The organism is Bacteroides sp. AM16-24 (genome assembly GCF_003471885.1).
Classification (GTDB): domain Bacteria; phylum Bacteroidota; class Bacteroidia; order Bacteroidales; family Bacteroidaceae; genus Bacteroides.
The window spans coordinates 14381-33437 of the sequence record NZ_QRKI01000003.1 but is presented as its reverse complement, the minus strand read 5'-3'; the positions used below and the strand labels follow the sequence as shown (position 1 = coordinate 33437).

Sequence of the window (19057 nt, the reverse complement as noted above, 5' to 3'; positions counted from 1 at the left end):
AAGATTTCATATCTTTGAAGCTTCATACCTAAAATGAAGTGTAAACAAGAAAAATTATGGACATCAGAAACAGAATACAACAACTATTAACCGCCATCAACCAAGGGGTTTACGAAAAGGATACTGAACTCAGCTTGTCACTATTGGCTGCATTGGCAGGCGAAAGTGTTCTCTTGCTGGGTCCTCCGGGGGTAGCTAAGTCCATGGTGGCGCGTAGACTAAAATCTGCCTTTAAGGGAGCAAAAGCTTTTGAATATCTGATGTCACGCTTTTCTACTCCCGACGAGATATTCGGTCCTATCAGCATCAACCGACTGAAAGAGTTTGATAAATACGAACGTGCCATTGATGGGTATCTGCCTACGGCAAGCGTAGTGTTTCTGGATGAGATATGGAAAGCGGGACCTGCCATACAAAATTCATTGCTCACCGCCATCAACGAGAAAATCTATCGGAATGGCGATAGCGAAATTAAGTTACCACTAAAACTTCTGATTGCCGCCAGTAACGAGTTACCAGCACACGGCGAAGGACTTGAGGCTCTGTGGGATCGGTTCCTGCTGCGTATCATCTGCACCTGTGTAAAGGACGAACAGACTTTTTACAACATGCTGCTCGATGACAACGATAAAGAAATAAACGTGCCTTCAGAACTGCAAATCAGTGAAGAAGAATATGCAGACTGGCACGGACAGATCAACCGGATTTCACTATCTGCCGAGATTCTGCACTACATTACGAACGTTCGCCGCCAACTGAAACGGCTTCCACTGGATGATGAAGGCACTGCCCGAAACGTATATATAAGCGACCGCCGCTGGAAAAACATTGCACAATTGCTGAAAGCCTCAGCTTTCATTAACGGACGTACAGAGGTCAACTCATCAGACTTGCTGCCCCTATACCATTGTTTGTGGAATGAGGCAGATGAATGTGAGCCGATTCATCAATTGGTCATCCGGGAGCTATTCACCTCCTGCCTGGAAAAAATGGAAGAAATCACTGAAGCGATTAAAAGCGACATCCGGATCAGCCGTGTACGCCAGGCTTTGGAAGACTTCAAGAACAACTGTTCCCCCAGGAATGAACTGGAAATTACAGACTACTTCTATTACCATGTAGAGGAACACGGAACAGGCCATACATACATCTTTGCCGTAGACTATCTGGCTCTGAAGGAACAGAAGAAAGAAAATGCACCGAAACAAGCTGTTATCTATCCCGACCCATTGAATCCGGGACGTTCCATCATTCGTTGTTACCCGGGCGGAACCCCCTCATCATCTGCCTCCCAGCAACGGGTAAACCTGTACAGGGAAGGAACGGAATACCTGTTGATAGACGGCGTACGATATCCGATGAGCCAAAGGAAAAAAGGAGAGAAAACACTCCCTGCATCCGGCAAATCCTCTCAAAGCCTGTTCGACAAATTGCCTCAGATTACTCCTCGCAATTACCGGAACGAGTTGAATCAACTCTTCCAGCAACTATCAACCCTCACTAGTTCCTTATGTACGGACAACCAGTTCGTCACGTCGGCTGATAAAGAGTTAATCACCCGCTACTCGGACGAAGTATTAAAAAGACTGCGGAATGTAGAGATCGAAGAGGAAAAGTTACAATTCAATTTGCAACAATATGGCGGGGCTAACCCAAAAGAAGTATGACATCCACTTCTATACAAAGATAGTCGAGAAATTTGTGCAAACAGGAGAATGCGCCAAGACTCTATACGGCGAAACGGAAGATCCCTTGTTGCTCTATCTACTGGCCATCATGAACAATCCTTCCATCAGAGTTCTGGTGTTAGGCGATGAGGTCCGTGCACGCATATTCTATGACATCACCACGCAGTTTGTCTGGCAGTTTCTTGAACAGGAAAAGTTCCAGATGCAAAGAGCTCAATCTGAACTTGGAGAAATGGGAAGTGCCTTGAACTGGGTTAAGGAGAAGCGGGACGGTTGGCAAGCATTATTAAGAAAAATCAAAGACGATTATAAAGAAAATGCTTTCGATGAACCGTTCTACGAACACATGTTCGGAGATAAAGATAAGCAGCATGACTCTACTGTCTGGGAGAAAATGCTGAAAGATTGGGAAGATTCTTTTCATCAAAAACAACAGGAGCAGAAAGAGAAAAACCTGGATATCAAGAAGGACTTTCTGGAAAAGAAACTAAAAACCAGCCTGAATAAGATACCGGAATATCTGAAAGAGCACCAAGTGGATAAAGAAGAGTTCTATCAGGCATGGAGCATGATGAACGGACTATGGAATACCATAGATTTTGAAAATATCCGGAAGATTGTAAAACTGCAAAAGGAATACCCCGAACTGCTGAAAGTAGCCAACCGCATGGGCCGAATAGCCGACGATGAGGGTAGCAAACAAGTATATGTGACGGAAGGCAGTACCTACAAACTGGCTCACTCTCAAAAGAGTGATATTCTGGGTGTCACCATCGGCAATGACCTGAATGCCCTGCTCCCCTCGGAACTGCTATACTATGCAGACAATGAACTGCAAGATGTCTTTATGCTGAAATACTTCACACAGAAGTTGCAAACCTTCCGTTACAAATCGGAAATCATGCAACCCTCCAGACGTCTGGAAGTAAAACCGGCAGTCCTGAAAGGCCCTATGATTGTATGCCTCGATACCTCGGGCAGCATGACCGGAAAACCGGAGAAGATGGCTAATTCCCTACTGATAAAGCTCATAGAGATTGCAGAACTTCAAAACAGGGAATGTTTTCTGATTTCATTCTCTGTGTCTACCAAAACCATTGATATACGACGCGACCGATTGAAACTAATGGAATTCTTCAGCCATCCTTTTAGTGGAGACACAGATGCCACCCAAATGCTGAAAGACACTTTCAGAATGCTTGATGAAAACCGCTACATGAATGCAGATGTCTTACTTATCAGCGATTATCGCATCCCTGAATGTAAACCGGAATTATTAGAACAAATGAGTGTACACCGTGAAAAGGGTACTCGCTTTTACGGCCTGCAAATCGGCATTGCCCCGAACGAATGGACGGAACATTTCGATCATATCTACCGAGTAGAGTATCACGTAGACCGTAAATATTAGACCGGCTCGTCAGTTCCGCAACAGCCACATCCCCATAAAACGGTCGTAAACCATATATCCGTCAGCAGATTTATAAACAAGCTCTTTCTCCACCAACGATTTCAAAGCTGCATTGACACTGCTCGGAGTCTTCAGCCCATGCCCCAAGATAAACTCTCCACTATTGGGTGCCGTTACTTTCCCTTCATGCGCGATAGCTTTCATCAGCGCCAGCTGATTGTCCGTCAACATAATGATCAGATTCTGATAAACAGGCGTATTTTCTTCAAGGAGTCCCATCAATACTTGTTCTGCCTGAGTGGCATCTACAACCGATTCATTTCGCTCATACAACCGATTCAGCATTGCCTGCATATACCAGGTATGTCCCTCAAAGCGGCTATATATCCAATGAAATACAGATTTATCCAACTTTTGCCCCTGCAACTCAAAAAAGTTCCTTGCAAACCGATAATAGGACTCTTCATCAATCTCACGAAGCACCATCAATTGAGTACTCTGATAGAAAGGACGCTTGGCGGAAACAAACATCTCCTGCATCAAATGCTGGCTGCTACCTGCAAAGATGAAACGGACATTCGGGATAAACTGGATATAAGAACGAAGCAACGCTTCCGTGCCTTCCTCAGGATAAGAAGTGATTTGCTGAAACTCATCAATAGCCAGATAACAATTCTTACCGGAAGCAGCCATATAATCGAAGATTTCCTTCAATGTCTGTTCAGACTTATCGGCAACAAAGTCTAACGTAACTGTAGGAACTCCCGTCAACTCATCCGCACTGATCACCGGACGACAGGAACGAAAAAAGGAGGTAAGTTTATGCAAAGCACTCTCACTGAGTGTATCAAGTCGCCCTAATACAGTCTTTGCCAACAAACGAACCAAAGAGGATAAATCGCGCGTAGCAAAAATATCCATATAGAAACAGGCAACTTCCGGCTTCTGCTCTTGCAGGGTATAGAAGACATTTTTTATCAATCCCGTCTTACCCATACGGCGAGGTGCTATCAATGTCAGGTTTCGTTCATTCTCCAAAGCCGACAATATCTGTTGTGTCTCAGCTTCACGATCACAGAAATAACGAGGACTCGCATAACCATACACTAAAAAAGGATTCCGGGGTTGTATCTTCTGAGCTTTCATAAGCAGCATTACATATTTTACGTTACACTTTTTACGTAACACAAAATACGGAATAAATATTGGATAAAGCAAATAGGCGCAAACATTTAACCTGTATTATTAAAGCCAGCCCAACAATTCCATCGGATTTTTCATCTGTTTCAGTCTGGGATGGTTGAATGTATCCACCACCTCATGCTGCCACATCACCTCAAAAGGAATGTATACTCCGTATCCCCCGATAGCCAGTACCGGCTTAATATCGGATTTCAAAGAATTACCGATCATCAGGAATTCTTCCGGAGCGACCTGAAGGACTTGCAGCAGGCGAGTATATTCTTTCTCCGTCTTATCAGACATTATTTCAATGTGATCAAAATAAGGCATCAGTCCGGAACGTTGCAATTTACGCTCCTGATCCAACAAATCACCTTTCGTAGCCACTACCAGGCGATAGTCCCCTTGTTCTTTCAAGGCTTTCAGAGTTTCTTCCACACCGGGTAGCAATTCAATCGGCATCTGGAGCAGAGATTTACCTAAAAGAATTATTTGCTGTATCTTCTCTGCTGAAATCTTCTGTCCACTCACCCGCAAAGCTGTTTCAACCATTGAGATGGTGAATGCTTTGGCACCATAGCCCAAACATTCCAAGTTCCCCATTTCTGTCTTAAACAACTCTGCCGAAATCTCTTCAGTACTTCCGTATTCACTCAGTAAGTCTGTATATTTTCGTTCCACTTCTTGAAAAAATGGCTCGTTACTCCAAAGGGTATCATCTGCATCGAAAGCGATGACTTTAATAGCATGTTTCATCTTCTCTATTTTTATAAATAGTATTACGCACTTTACGTTACATGTTTTACGTTATACAAAACACGGAATAAATATCGAGCAAAGCAAATGAGGAACATTTTTTAACGCCTTTCTATCCAAAAGATAACTCAAAAAGCTGCACGGAACATACTTGAGACATACTTGCTCCGTACCAACCCCGCACTTTCTCCACTCAGAGGTACTTCTGGCTGGAGAACATATGGAGCAAGTACGATTCTGATATAGTCCGGGTACGGTTCAAATACCCTTGTCATATTTCTCTTCTCCCCTCTTTTCACAATATTATGCAAGATGTTCCTATCATTTTTATTCTTTGAGCCCACCGGAATACTTTTTATGATCATATCCGTTGCAATCACCGTGAGTGGATGTATAGTAATAGCATGGAGCATGGATAAACTGCACTTTTCACGCTTCTTCTTTGGACAAGATGCAATATTAAACTAACAGCTACATAAATCTAAGAGCTCTTTGACGTATTGGTTTACACGTAATTGTTTGGGAGATAAGGAGAATATGCCTACCTTTGCCATCAAAAGAAATACAAGATTATGGCAATAACAATCAAAACAATTCCGGTACTCGAAGGGCAGGCAGCCATCGAGTTTGTGGAACAGGCAGAAAAGAATGCCCGGCTTAAAACTCCGAAACTTAGCGAAAAGTCACGTCGCCGCTTGCAAGTCGCATTGGAGAAATCACGCCAATTCAAGTTTAAATCATAAATACGGACAAGCGGATGTTTTCCTTATATGATGAATGTGTGATGATGCCGCTCAATGCGGACGCGAGGCAAAATTGTATGCCCTTCTCGTGCGGCAACGACGACCTCGACGAGTTTTTCTTGCAAGACGCAGACCTTTATGCCGAGGAATTGCTGGGTAAGACCTATTGCTGGGTGACGCAGGAACAGCCATACAAGATAGTATGCGCTTTCACGCTTGCCAACGACAGCATCAAGACACGTGCCCTGCTGCCATCGGACAAGAACCGTTTGCAACGTCACATTGTCAATCCTAAGCGTGGACGCAGTTATCCTGCGGCGTTGATAGGTCGTTTAGGCGTGAATACGCTGTTTCAGGGGAAGGACTACCGGGTGGGGGCGCAACTGATGTCGTTTATCCGTGACTGGTTTCGGGATGCCGACAATAAGACGGGATGCCGTTTCCTTGTGGTGGACGCTTACAATGACCCCATCGCCCTTCGATACTATATAGACCGTAACGGCTTCAAACCCTTGCATAAGACGGAACAGGACGAGAAAGCCTTTTATGATATTCCCGAAGAAGAGCCCTTGCATACGAGGCTGCTTTATCTCGATTTAAAGACATAAGAGTTTTTATCCACATATTCACCGAAAGCGTGTAAACCAATTATCAAAGGTTTGCACGCTTTTTTTGTGTGCATACCTGCATGGCAAATGCCTTTTGGCGGACATCAACAGATATGTAAAAGCAAAATAATTAAAAACTTTCCACGCTTCCCTATCGTGATGCATGGCCTCATCCATTCCGTATTTTCGTTTTACCGATTGAAACCATACACCATCCATAGCCAACCAGTTTTTGGAATAGCTTCGATGAGTTTTATTTAGTAAGGGAGTTTAAAAGAGTATTTTGTTTCATTGTTAAAAGCTTATATGAATAACTATAGAAATTTGTTGAACAATATTTATTGCTATCCAGATTTTGCAAATGTATAACTTTAATTCTAATCTTAAATACTATCTGTTTTTCTCGTGGAGTATATTATCAGTATTACGTATAATAAATAATAAAAAATACTAGTATAAAATAGTTCCTTTTTCCCATTTTTTACAAGAAACGGTCTATATTTGCATAATTAAAAACAAAAACTGTCAAAAAGTATACATACATGAAGTTAACCAAATTATTATTTGTTATTTTCCTATTATCGCATTTCTATTCTTGCAACAATAAACCACTTCCCTACACTATGAAGGTCGCAAATTCTCTTGTAAACACTCACCCCGATAGTACTCTTGCATTATTAAAACAATTTAAAGACAGTATAAACCTAGAACCTAAAGAAACGCAAATATATTATCAACTACTGACCATAAAAGCAAAAGATAAAGCATACATCACACATACCTCAGATAGCGTACTATTAAAAGTATTACACTATTATGAAAATAAAAAGGATAAAAGACATCTACCGGAAGTATACTACTACGCAGGGCGAGTATATAGAGATTTAGGAGATGCACCACAAGCATTGGATTTTTTTCTCCAAGCTATTGATGCTTCATATTTATATATGGACTACAAGTTGGTGAACCGCATTTATAGTCAAATAGGTACCCTTTACCTTTATCAAAACGTATATGATAAAGCTCCCGAAGCATTTAGCAAAGCATATCAATTTAGCATATTATCAAAAGATAGCATTAGTATGATATATAATTTGCGAGATATTGGGCGAGCATTTAGCACACAAGAGAAAGTAGACAGCGCAATATACTATTACAAAAAAGCAGATATGTTAGCTGATAAAATAGAGAATTTAAATCTAAAAAGAATTATTAACGGTGAATTATCCGGATATTACACCAAACTAGGTATGTATCAAGAAGCCTATAAAAGCATGCAAATTGCCTTCAAAAAAATAAATGTTATTAATTTAGCTCCTCGCTATAGCACAGCAGCACAATATTACTATTATACTAATCAATTAGACTCAGCAATCCATTATTATACGCAACTATCATTTATGGATAAATACAGCTACAAGGCAGAAGGATACCAAGGATTAAGTTACATTGCCCGTTCAAAAGGAGAATACAAAAAAGCATTAGAGTATTTAGACAAAGATTTAGCATATACAGATTCTGCAAGAAGCATAATTCAAACAGAAATTGTCCGCAAAATAAATTCATTATATAATTATCAATTAAAAGAAAAAGAGAATAAACGCTTGCAGCATCAGGCCAGTAATCATAAAATATGGAACATTATTCTCATCTCTTTTCTTTTTTTCCTCATGCTTCTTTTTGTCACTTATCAACAATACCGCAAAAGAAAAGAACAAGAGACCTTACTTCAACAAGAAAAAATAGAAAGAATATTAAGAGAAGAATATAACCAAAGTCTATCATATATCGAACAAAACAAAAGACAAATAAAAGAATTAGAAGAATCTTTAAAGGCTGCAGAGAAAACAAGCAATCTACTAACACTAGATTTGCTTAGACTTCAGAAAAGAAATATAGAAAAAAATAATGAGCAAATTATAGTTAAACAAGAATTAAAAGAGCATGCCATTACAATCCTAAAGAAATCTTCAATATATAAAAAATTCATACAGGCAGACCAAGGGGGAAAAATAAGGAAAGAAGACTGGGAAGAGCTGATTAAGAGTATAGACGAAACATATCCTCAATTTACACAACGCTTATTCGAACTCTATCCAATGAAAACTATAGAAATGCAAGTTTGCCTATTAATAAAAATAAGATTATCTCCCACACAAATCGCATTTATAACTGCACATACAAAACAAGCGATTACATCTATACGTAAAAGGCTATGCAAAAAAGTTTTCAAGAGAGAAGGAAGTTCTGAAGAATGGGATAGATTCATTCATGCAATGTAACTAGAAGAGTACTTATTGCATACTATTATTGCCCCATTCACAAAAATGCGTACTATTTGCGTACTCCATTATGACTTAAGTTCAGTATAAGCCTTTATATTTGTAACAAAAAAAATAGTTATGGTACGTTACTTCTTTATATTTTTTCTGTTAGTAATATATCTTTCTCCCGTAATACGGGCAGAAGAAGTTATTATTTCAATAACGTCTAAAATTGCAGGGAATGATGATCCCAAAGAAAAGAACACATGGGAACAAGATAATCGCTCTATTACAATTTGCCCAACTGTTATAAAAGATGATAATACTATATATATTTACTCAAATATTTTATTAGATAATCTCCAGATAACGATAAAAGATGAAATGGAAAATATTATATACTTTAATAATGTTACTATAACAAATGATCATCCATATTCATTTATGACAACATACATAAAGAACAAAAAATATATCATTGAAATGACCTATAAAACAACAGTATTTTACGGCACTTTTCAATACTAAAACATTCTCATAGACAAACAACGTTGTTCTAAATACCACATTATTAACTCAAAAATGATCAAGATTATGAAAAAGAACTTTTTTATTATTTCTGTAGCCCTATTGGGAGTTACAATTATCTCTGTAGCCAATAATCAGAAAAATGAAAATGTAGCACCTCGTGCTATACAAAACAGAAAGATTACGGATACACTAAAGGATGCAACTTTTCAAAGGCTGGAAAACGGTCAGGTTTTAACAATAAATACTTGGCAAAGAAGCTGTCCTTACGGTGGTTCTGACTCTTGTGACTCTGGTACCTATACAGAAAAAATTGTTATATAAACTCATTTGAACGGGAAGTGTCTGAAAGGTAAGTTAATCAACAAAACAAATATAATATTCATTTACCTTTCGGACACTCTTTCAATCCAAATTTTTAAAATATGAGAAAACTTCTATTCCTTCTTTTAAGCACCTTGCTTTTTTCCTGTCAGCCAAGCTCCAGACAGGATCACACAAGTATTATGGGTTTCCAACTGGATACCGTACAAGCATCAGACGTTAACCCGGTATGTGAGGTTAAATATATTCCATTAGAATTAACAGATAATTCATTAATCGGAAGTATCGATAAAATTTTATACCGGAATAAACATTTCTACATTTTCGATAAAAGTGCCAACATGGGAATTCTTATATTCAGCGAAAACGGCAAGTTTATAAAAGCACTATATCGAGTTGGAGAAGGTCCCGGAGAATACATAGCACCCATTGACTTTGACGTGGACGACGCTGGAAATTTATACATAGCAGACAATGCCCGCCAAAAGATTATCAAATACAATGGAAATGACTTCGAACAATACGAAGAAATAGATATAGGATGCTATTTCATGGAATTTGCCGTAATTGATGAAGAGCATATAGTATTATCAGAAATATACAATCAAGGCAGCATAAAAGATAAATTGGCCGTTTATTCTCAAAAAGACAGAAAAGTATATCCTCTACTCAAATCGGCACTGACAGAAATAGACGAACAAAGAATTCCAAGAGGTTCCTCTCACTATTTATATCGTTCCGGCAATAAGGTTTACTTTTATCAACGTTTTACCCCGGAAGTTTATATCATACATGGAGAATCCATTGATATGGCAGCAAATCTTCTTTCGGATAAATATTTTAAGGAGGAAGAGCTGAAAGCTTTAGAAGGTGATTCTCGGTCATTCATGGTTGATATGAAGCATATTAAAGATATAAATGCCTTCTATGAGACATCAAATGGTTACTTCTGTTCCCTGTCCACTTTTCCGCTTCCACAATTCTTTTGGATTTCGAAAACAGATGGAAACATATGCAACCTTAATCTGATAGAAGAAGATAAGCTATTGGGGAAACTGACTATAAACGGAGTGGCAGACAATTACTTAATTTGCAGTTCTAACTATAGCGAGGAAACTGTAAATACTGCACTGAAGATAGACGGATTGAGCGAGAACACAAAACAGATGTTCGGGAACTGGAGCGAAGACAGTAATCCGATATTGATATTATTCCAGTTAAGCCACCAATAAATATAAATTTCTGCCACATGTAGTTGGATATTTCATTGTCTTCTCTTTTTCTTTGAGTGGAAAACTGCTATCTTTGCACACCAAAATGCGCTCATAACAAAAGAGATACATATATCACAATGGAAAAGAAATTCAAACGCACTACCGTTACGTCGGCATTGCCCTACGCTAACGGACCGGTTCATATCGGACACCTGGCAGGAGTTTATGTACCCGCTGATATCTACGTTCGCTATCTGAGACTGAAAAAAGAAGATGTAATCTTTATCGGAGGTTCGGACGAGCATGGAGTACCCATCACCATACGCGCCAAGAAAGAAGGCGTGACGCCGCAGGATATAGTAGACCGTTACCATACACTTATCAAAGAATCATTCAAAGAGTTCGGCATTTCATTCGATGTATACAGTCGTACGACTTCAAAAACTCACCACGACACTGCTTCGGAATTCTTCCGCAAGCTGTATGACAAAGGTGAATTCATCGAGAAAACCAGTATGCAGTATTACGACGAGGAAGCCAAAACTTTCCTTGCCGACCGCTATATTACGGGCGAATGCCCCCACTGCCATGCAGAAGGTGCCTATGGCGACCAATGCGAGAAGTGTGGTACAAGCCTCAGCCCCACAGACCTGATTAATCCGAAAAGTGCCATCAGTGGAAGTAAGCCTGTAATGCGTGAAACAAAGCATTGGTACCTGCCGCTCGACCAACACGAAAGCTGGTTGCGCCAATGGATTTTGGAAGACCATAAAGAGTGGCGCCCCAATGTATACGGTCAATGCAAAAGCTGGCTTGACATGGGTTTGCAACCGCGTGCAGTAAGCCGTGACCTCGACTGGGGTATTCCGGTGCCTGTAGAAGGTGCAGAAGGTAAAGTGTTATACGTATGGTTCGATGCCCCTATCGGTTACATCAGCAATACGAAAGAATTGTTGCCCGACACTTGGGAAACCTGGTGGAAAGACCCCGAAACACGTCTGATCCACTTTATCGGTAAAGATAATATCGTATTCCACTGCATCGTATTCCCTGCCATGTTGAAAGCGGAAGGTAGTTTCATCTTACCGGACAATGTACCGAGTAATGAATTCCTGAATCTGGAAGGTGATAAGATTTCTACTTCACGCAACTGGGCTGTATGGTTGCACGAATATCTGGCAGACTTCCCAGGCAAGCAAGATGTGCTTCGCTATGTGCTGACTGCCAATGCACCTGAGACAAAAGATAATGACTTCACCTGGAAAGACTTCCAGGCACGCAATAACAATGAGTTAGTGGCTGTTTATGGTAACTTCGTGAACCGTGCCCTGCAACTCACCAAAAAGTATTTCGATGGTGTAGTGCCTGCTGCCGGTGAACTTACGGATTACGACCGCGAAACATTGAAAGAATTCTCTGACGTAAAAGCAGAAGTAGAAAAGTTACTGGATATATTCAAGTTCCGCGATGCACAGAAGGAAGCCATGAACCTGGCCCGCATCGGAAACAAATACCTGGCAGATACCGAACCCTGGAAGATTGCCAAGACGGATATGGACCGCGTGGCCACTATCTTGAATATCTCCCTGCAACTGGTTGCCAATCTGGCCATTGCATTCGAACCGTTCCTGCCGTTCAGCAGCGAGAAATTGCGTAACATGCTGAACATGGACAGTTTTGACTGGGCTACTCTGGGCAGCACTGATCTATTGCCGGCCGGTCACCAATTAGCGACACCTGAACTACTGTTCGAAAAGATAGAGGACAGCGTTATCGAAGCACAGGTACAGAAATTGCTCGATACAAAGAAAGCCAATGAGGAAGCCAGCTACAAAGCCAACCCCATCCGCCCGAACATTGAGTTCGATGACTTCATGAAACTGGATATTCGCGTAGGTACCGTATTGGAATGCCAGAAAGTTCCTAAAGCCGATAAATTGCTGCAATTCAAGATTGCCGATGGATTGGAGAACCGTACCATTGTCAGCGGTATTGCACAGCACTACAAGCCGGAAGAGCTGGTAGGCAAACAGGTATGCTTTGTTGCCAACCTTGCACCGCGCAAACTGAAAGGGATTGTCAGCGAGGGTATGATTCTTTCTGCCGAGAACTTTGACGGTTCACTTTCCGTGGTTACTACCATGAAAGAGGTGAAACCGGGTAGTGAAGTGAAGTAATTAATAATCTTAATGCCGAATGACAACTCAAGAACTCATAAAGCTTTTGGAGGATTTCATCCACTTACCGGGAGAAAATGAAGTCGTAGAATTCAAAAAGGCTCAGAATGGATTCGACACACAAAAGTTAGGAGAATACTTCTCTGCGCTCAGCAACGAAGCCAATCTTGGCCAGGAAGAATTTGCGTGGTTGTTATTCGGCATTCATGATAAGACTCACGCTGTTTTAGGCAGCTCATATAAACCGACACGCCCCTCACTTGATGCCTTGAAAAGAGAAATAGCCGAAGGGACTAACTGTGGCATCACTTTTACGGAAATACATGAAATCATGTATCAAGGGAAAAGAGTTATCATGTTTCAAATTCCGGCAGCCCCTAAAGGAATACCGACTTCTTACAAAGGACACTATTATGGACGCGATGGCGAATCATTAGTTGCCTTGAGCCTTCACGAATTAGAATCTATCCGCAATCAAAGTCAGCAGTCCGATTGGAGTGCCCTGATTATAAAAGGAGCGACTCTTGACGATTTAGACCCCAAAGCCATTTCCATTGCACGCTCACTGTACATTACTAAAAACAAAAAGAATGCTGCTGAAATTGCAGAATGGGATGACATAACCTTTCTCAACAAGGCAAAGCTAACAGTAAAAGGCAAAATAACCAATGCTGCCATTGTTTTATTGGGAAAAGAAGAAAGTGAAGTACTTATTTCACCGGCAGTAGCCAAAATACGCTGGATACTCAAAGACTCACAGGGAACGGAGCGAGATTACGAGATTAAAAGTTGTCCGTTTATCATCTCCATCGAAGAAATCTACCAAAAGATACGTAATTTGAAATATCGGTATATCAACCCGGAGTTCCGTACGCTATTCCCCGAAGAAGTGGACACCTATGAGCCGTACGTCATTCGAGAAGCTATTAATAACGCTGTCGCACATCAAGACTATACATTAGGAGGACAAATCAATGTAGTAGAATACGAAGACAGGCTTGTATTTACCAATAAAGGGAGTTTCATTCCCCGTACAATCAGCAACGTATTGAAAGACAATGCACCGGAAGAAGTTTACAGAAATCCTTTCTTGGCTCGTGCAATGGTAGGACTACAGATGGTAGACACGATAGGAAGCGGCATCAGGAAGATGTTCAACTTTCAGAGGCAACGGCTTTTCCCTTTACCCGACTATACCATTGAGAGAGATAGAGTACAAGTAACCATTATCGGAAAGATTCTGAATATGGAATATGCCAATATATTAGCAAAGAAGCAAGATTTATCTTTGGTGGAAATCGAAGCACTCAATCGTATACAACTGAACCGTTCGATATCAGATGAAGAGGTATCGCATCTTAGGAAGAAAAAGCTTATTGAAGGAAGAAAGCCGAACCTATTTATAGCAAAACCGGTTGCTCAGCAATTAGATCAGAAAACAGCCTATTCCAACAACAAAGGATTTGAAGACAGTTATTATTGTGATTTAATTCTCAAAGCACTCACCGAGCATGGTACGCTTACAAAAAAGGAAATAACAGAATTACTTTGGAATAAGTTGCCAGATGTGCTGAGCGAAAGCCAAAAACACTCAAAAGTCAGAAACCTACTTACCAAACTGAGGAAGCAGGATAAGATTAGAAATGTATCCAAAGGCATACACTCGGATTGGTTTCTTAATGCGGATAATTTAAACGCAATTTAAACGCAATTTAAACGCAATTTAAACGCAATTTAAACGAGACCGAGGACGTAATAAACTAATAATAAGAAATATACATTTTAATATTTACGAGCAATTCATCCGAGATTTAAACGCAATTATAATGATATCTTAATCATAAATTGAACAAACGATGGCAGAAGCGTCACTCAAAGAGAAAACAGCAAAAGGATTATTCTGGGGCGGAATAGGCAACGGGGCCATGCAACTGCTAAACCTCGTCTTCGGTATATTCCTTGCTCGGTTGTTATCTACAACAGACTATGGCATGGTGGCTGTATTGACCATCTTCTCTGCTACAGCCAGTATCTTTGCCGAAAGCGGTTTTGTAACGGCCATCGTTAACAAGAAAACAATTAAAAACGAAGATTATAATGCGGTATTCTGGTTCAGCTTCTGCATGGGTACCGGACTCTACTTGCTGTTATTTATCTGCGCACCGCTTATAGCCAATTTCTTCGAAGTTCCAGCACTATGTCCTCTGGCAAGAGTGCTCTTTCTCGGGTTTCTGTTCGGCAGTTGCTCTACAGCCCCTTCCTCCTACTTTTTCCGCAACTTAATGGTAAAGGAACGGAGCCAGATACAAATCATCGCCATTATCATATCCGGTATCACGGGTATTGCCCTTGCCTACTTCGGCTTCGGATATTGGGGCATTGCACTGCAAACTCTCCTTTATTCCGGCTGCAACACTTTATTGCTATGGCTACGTTGCCCGTGGAGACCTAACCGGAATTTCCGTATGGAGCCCCTCCGTGAAATGCTTCCATTCAGTCTGAAGATATTCTTCACTACCTTGTTTACGCATATCAACAACAATATCTTATCATTTTTGATAGGCAAATTCTATACAATAGCACAGGCGGGATACTATTCGCAGGGAAGTAAATGGACTACTATGGGATACTCCACGATCTACGGGATGATTAACAGTGTGGGGCAACCCGTATTCCGTGAAGCCTACACTGATATGGAACGTCTCCAGAATATATTTCGCAAAATGCTCCGTTTCACAGCATTTATATCTTTCCCTGCCATGTTAGGGTTGGGAATTGTCTCTAAAGAACTGATCGTCATCACCATCACCGAAAAGTGGCTGCCATGTGTACCTATCATGCAGATTCTTTGCGTATGGGGCGCATTTATGCCTATAAGTACTTTGTACACCAACCTGATGAACAGCATAGGCCGCCCCCATATTTACATGTGGAACACAATTGGCTTGGGAATTGCCCAACTCCTGTTCGTATACTTTAGTTACCCCTTCGGCATCAATACGATGTTAGTGATATACACAACCGTCAATGTATTGTGGCTGGGTATCTGGCACCACTTCGGCCATAAACATATCGGATTACCCTTGTTTTCAATCCTGAAAGACATTACCCCTTATATGCTTTTGACAGCATTTTCATTAGGTATCGCCTGGTATGCCGCCTCGTTTTTCACTAATGTTTATGCAACGCTTTTCATTAAAATATCTGTAGCAGCTTCACTCTACATCCTGGCTTTATGGAGATTGAAATCAAAAATATTCGAAGAGAGTATCCAATTCCTGTTCAAACGAAACAAGCAGTTACTATGAGAATTCTGTTTCTTACTCAAGATATTACGGTGAAAGATATTCCCAGAGCTTACAATACGGGATTTTCACTCATGGTGGCACAAATCGCTACAGCACTTGCTGCCGAGGGTACCGAAGTGTATGTTTCTTCGTCTTCACTGACTAATGGCACAACCGTAGTCTACTCCAAAACAGGAGAGAAGCAGTTCACTTTGCTGGAAAGAAAACTGAAATACCTACTAACTAATCTCCGGTGGAAAGATATACCACGGGCTATCCGTCATGCCTTGTCCTCGCATAAGATGTCTATGGCATGGCGTATCAAATTATTTAAATATACCCTCAGTATCGGTTTTAATATACACCTGATACGGGAAACGAATCCGGACGTTATCTTCATCCACTCTTTAGGACCGGAAGTACTCCCTTTCATATCTGCCGCCCTGCATACAGGCAAACCGTTTGTTCTTGCTTTACACGGACTATTCAGCCAAGCTAATAAAGACGACTTCACAACACAAGGTGAAATACAGTTATTGCCCAACTTGCTTCAATCAGGAATGCCGCTTACTGTAGTAAGCAGTGGCATGCACAACAAATTACTCAATCTCTGTGGATGGAAAGAATGCAAAAACATATACGTTGTTCCAAATGCACTGAATGACGATGATGAAGAAACAGAAAATACAGCAATCGATGATCCCTGGACAGAAACCTACCGCATTCTTTCAATCGGTAACCTCAATGAAAATAAGAACCAGCTGCAAATACTACGGGCGTTTTCTCTTTTGCCTACCAATATCAAGGAGAAAAGCCAGCTGTGCTTGATAGGTAAAGATGCCCTTAACGGGCAACTACATAAGGAAGCAGAAAAATTAGGAATCAGCCAAGCATGTATTTTTACAGGAAGTCTACCCCACAATGAAGTATTCCGCTGGATAAGAAATACAAAAGTAGTAGTGTTGGCAAGTAAGCTTGAAGGATTCGGCCTTTCTATTATTGAGGGTTATCACTATGGAGTACCTGCCGTCTGCTTCGACCGTATAGATGCTTTTGACGATTTATATCATGAAAAGTGCATGACTCCAGTCTATGAATATAGCGACAAAGCACTTGCGAATGCTATTCACAAAACTCTGATGCAGCAATGGGACAAAGACTTCATTCGTACGTTTGCCCAAAAGTTCAGCAACCATGCGATGGCATCCGCATACTTGAACATCCTTCGACAAGCACAGGTTGGCAAGCTAACAGAAAAGGCATTCAATCGTTTAGCAGATAAGTATTTATCATAAGAAGACTAAGAAAAACTTTTCACTAGTTCTTCCAACATGCCGTTATCCGCAAGAATCTTCTCTACAAATTCACGGAATGCGCCGAAACCACCATGAGCTTGCGTCACATAGTTCACTTCTCGCTTTACATAATCAGGTGTATTACAAGGAGAAGCACTGAAACCAACCGCACGTAACAAATGGATATCATTCAGATCATCACCGATAAAGGCAACATCCGCAAGGGTTATTCCCATTTCCGCACAAACTTCTTTTGCCTTCGCCAGTTTATCACCGACATGTAGATAGCAACGGGAAATCTTCAATTTATCCGCACGCTTCTGAACGATTTGTGAATTTTCTCCGGTCATAATGGCAACAGGTATGTTCAATTTATGCAGGAATATCACCCCCCAACCATCTTTTACTGAAAAACGTTTCATAACATCTCCCTCAGCAGTATAATACATTCCGCCGTCGGTCCACACACCATCAATATCGGTAATTACTAATTTCGGCAACATAATTCAATAACAGTTAAATGATAGAACTCGGATAAATGATCTCATTACGGGGAATTTCTTTCAATGCCTTATGCCCTACTACCTTCTCACGGTCTGCCCACTTAAAGCCATCACCGGGACTTAACAAATGGATATCATCTTCAGTAATAATGTCTCCGGGATGCAAGGTTTTATTTGTTGCAATAGAACGTTCCAGCTTCACTTTTGCCGAAGTCACCGAGGAGTCGATATACAATTCTTCTTTTCCCAACCAGCGTTCGGCAATACGGATATCACGGATCATGCGATTCACACCATCAGGTCCGAGCGAACCTTGCTGATCGGTTCCTTTCATGCGACGGTCGATAGTGACATGCTTTTCGATGATCTCCGCACCCATACCCACAGCAACGATAGGAGCAGCAATACCAATGGTATGGTCTGAAAAACCAATACAATATTGACCATAATGCTGTTTCAGATAAGAAATCGTCTTTAAATTCAGATTATCGGGCTGAGTGGGGTATTGGGATACACAATGCAAGATAGAAATGTTATCATGATAGCGAGTGATGACTTCCAAAGCATCATCTAGTTCCTTCTTGCCTGCCATACCAGTAGACAGGATAATAGGTATCTTAGTTTCGGCCATTACTTCCAGCAACGGCAAGTTGGTAAGGTCACGGCTTGCCACTTTCAGGCGGTCGGGAATGAAGAGCTTCAACAAGGAGAGACAGCCTTTGGAACAAAGCGTTTCCACAAAATCGAGGCCTAAAGCCTTGGCATGCTTATAGACTTCCAGATGCTCTTCGTCCGTCAGTTCCAGGAAAGCGCGATGCTCGCCATAGGTACGTCCGAAAGAATGAGGAGAATCATACGGACGGTTCATCTGCGAGTCCGTCAATTCCTCATTCAGATCACGCTTGGTCAGTTTCACCGCATCCATCGGGCGGAGTTCTATATTGAACACTTCTTCACGAACAGGGCGGGACACCAAGTCTACGATCAACTTGGCTATGTCGACGGAACCGTTATGATTCTGTCCGATTTCTCCTATTATATAAGTACTATTCATTGTTCTATCAAAATTAAGAGGGA

The 19057-nt window shown here is 41.0% G+C and carries 17 protein-coding genes; 12 read left to right on the top strand and 5 right to left on the bottom strand.

Features of this window, described 5'->3' with window-relative positions; translation table 11 throughout:
• Nucleotides 1-56: 56 nt before the first annotated feature.
• A complete protein-coding gene (locus DW182_RS04705) occupies nt 57-1667 on the top strand; it encodes an AAA family ATPase (RefSeq protein ID WP_118294842.1) in 1611 nt (536 codons plus the stop codon).
• Complete coding sequence (locus DW182_RS04700) at nt 1639-3099, top strand: hypothetical protein (protein ID WP_118294841.1); 1461 nt, start codon at nt 1639-1641, stop codon at nt 3097-3099. The genes DW182_RS04705 and DW182_RS04700 overlap by 29 nt, the downstream gene beginning before the upstream one ends.
• A gap of 9 nt (nt 3100-3108) precedes the next feature.
• On the opposite strand, the gene DW182_RS04695 is transcribed toward DW182_RS04700, so the two are convergent.
• Entirely contained in the window at nt 3109-4245 is a 1137-nt protein-coding gene (locus DW182_RS04695) for an ATP-binding protein (protein WP_021967781.1), read from the bottom strand.
• A 99-nt stretch (nt 4246-4344) separates the two neighbouring features.
• A complete protein-coding gene (locus tag DW182_RS04690) occupies nt 4345-5037 on the bottom strand; it encodes an HAD family hydrolase (protein WP_118294840.1) in 693 nt (230 codons plus the stop codon).
• Nucleotides 5038-5609: 572 nt separating this feature from the next.
• Between DW182_RS04690 and DW182_RS22245 the strand changes: the two genes are divergently transcribed.
• Nucleotides 5610-5780: a hypothetical protein gene (locus tag DW182_RS22245; RefSeq protein WP_171032153.1), complete on the top strand. Its 171-nt coding sequence runs from the start codon at nt 5610-5612 to the stop codon at nt 5778-5780.
• Nucleotides 5781-5794: 14 nt separating this feature from the next.
• Nucleotides 5795-6388, top strand: coding sequence for an N-acetyltransferase (locus tag DW182_RS04680; RefSeq protein ID WP_199678547.1), 594 nt, complete (start codon nt 5795-5797; stop codon nt 6386-6388).
• A gap of 18 nt (nt 6389-6406) precedes the next feature.
• Here the strand turns inward: DW182_RS04680 and DW182_RS22410 are convergent, their stop codons facing one another.
• Nucleotides 6407-6607 carry a DUF6125 family protein gene (locus tag DW182_RS22410; RefSeq protein ID WP_118294839.1) on the bottom strand — a complete coding sequence of 67 codons (201 nt, stop codon included), beginning with the start codon at nt 6605-6607 and terminating at the stop codon, nt 6407-6409.
• Between the two features lie 323 nt (nt 6608-6930).
• Between DW182_RS22410 and DW182_RS04670 the strand changes: the two genes are divergently transcribed.
• The 8 genes from DW182_RS04670 to DW182_RS04635 all read left to right on the top strand — a co-directional run bounded on the left by DW182_RS04670 (nt 6931) and on the right by DW182_RS04635 (nt 17477).
• Nucleotides 6931-8670 carry a lipopolysaccharide assembly protein LapB gene (locus tag DW182_RS04670; protein ID WP_118294838.1) on the top strand — a complete coding sequence of 580 codons (1740 nt, stop codon included), beginning with the start codon at nt 6931-6933 and terminating at the stop codon, nt 8668-8670.
• A gap of 120 nt (nt 8671-8790) precedes the next feature.
• Entirely contained in the window at nt 8791-9180 is a 390-nt protein-coding gene (locus tag DW182_RS04665; protein ID WP_118294837.1) for a DUF3244 domain-containing protein, read from the top strand.
• Nucleotides 9181-9246: 66 nt separating this feature from the next.
• Nucleotides 9247-9504: a hypothetical protein gene (locus DW182_RS04660; protein WP_147400109.1), complete on the top strand. Its 258-nt coding sequence runs from the start codon at nt 9247-9249 to the stop codon at nt 9502-9504.
• Between the two features lie 101 nt (nt 9505-9605).
• Entirely contained in the window at nt 9606-10736 is a 1131-nt protein-coding gene (locus tag DW182_RS04655) for a 6-bladed beta-propeller (protein WP_118294835.1), read from the top strand.
• A gap of 119 nt (nt 10737-10855) precedes the next feature.
• Nucleotides 10856-12895, top strand: a complete 2040-nt coding sequence (gene metG / locus DW182_RS04650; protein ID WP_118294834.1) for a methionine--tRNA ligase — start codon at nt 10856-10858, stop codon at nt 12893-12895.
• A 19-nt stretch (nt 12896-12914) separates the two neighbouring features.
• Nucleotides 12915-14600, top strand: coding sequence for an RNA-binding domain-containing protein (locus tag DW182_RS04645; protein ID WP_118294833.1), 1686 nt, complete (start codon nt 12915-12917; stop codon nt 14598-14600).
• Nucleotides 14601-14751: 151 nt separating this feature from the next.
• Complete coding sequence (locus tag DW182_RS04640) at nt 14752-16203, top strand: lipopolysaccharide biosynthesis protein (protein WP_118294832.1); 1452 nt, start codon at nt 14752-14754, stop codon at nt 16201-16203.
• Nucleotides 16200-17477: a glycosyltransferase family 4 protein gene (locus DW182_RS04635; RefSeq protein WP_158580783.1), complete on the top strand. Its 1278-nt coding sequence runs from the start codon at nt 16200-16202 to the stop codon at nt 17475-17477. Before DW182_RS04640 ends, DW182_RS04635 begins: the two co-directional genes overlap by 4 nt.
• Before the next feature lie 5 nt (nt 17478-17482).
• Here the strand turns inward: DW182_RS04635 and DW182_RS04630 are convergent, their stop codons facing one another.
• Together DW182_RS04630 and DW182_RS04625 are read right to left on the bottom strand one after the other, a co-directional pair.
• Nucleotides 17483-17980 carry an HAD family hydrolase gene (locus DW182_RS04630; protein WP_118294830.1) on the bottom strand — a complete coding sequence of 166 codons (498 nt, stop codon included), beginning with the start codon at nt 17978-17980 and terminating at the stop codon, nt 17483-17485.
• Between the two features lie 13 nt (nt 17981-17993).
• On the bottom strand, nt 17994-19034 hold the full coding sequence (locus DW182_RS04625; RefSeq protein WP_118294829.1) for an N-acetylneuraminate synthase family protein: 1041 nt from the start codon (nt 19032-19034) through the stop codon (nt 17994-17996).
• Nucleotides 19035-19057: the final 23 nt, after the last annotated feature.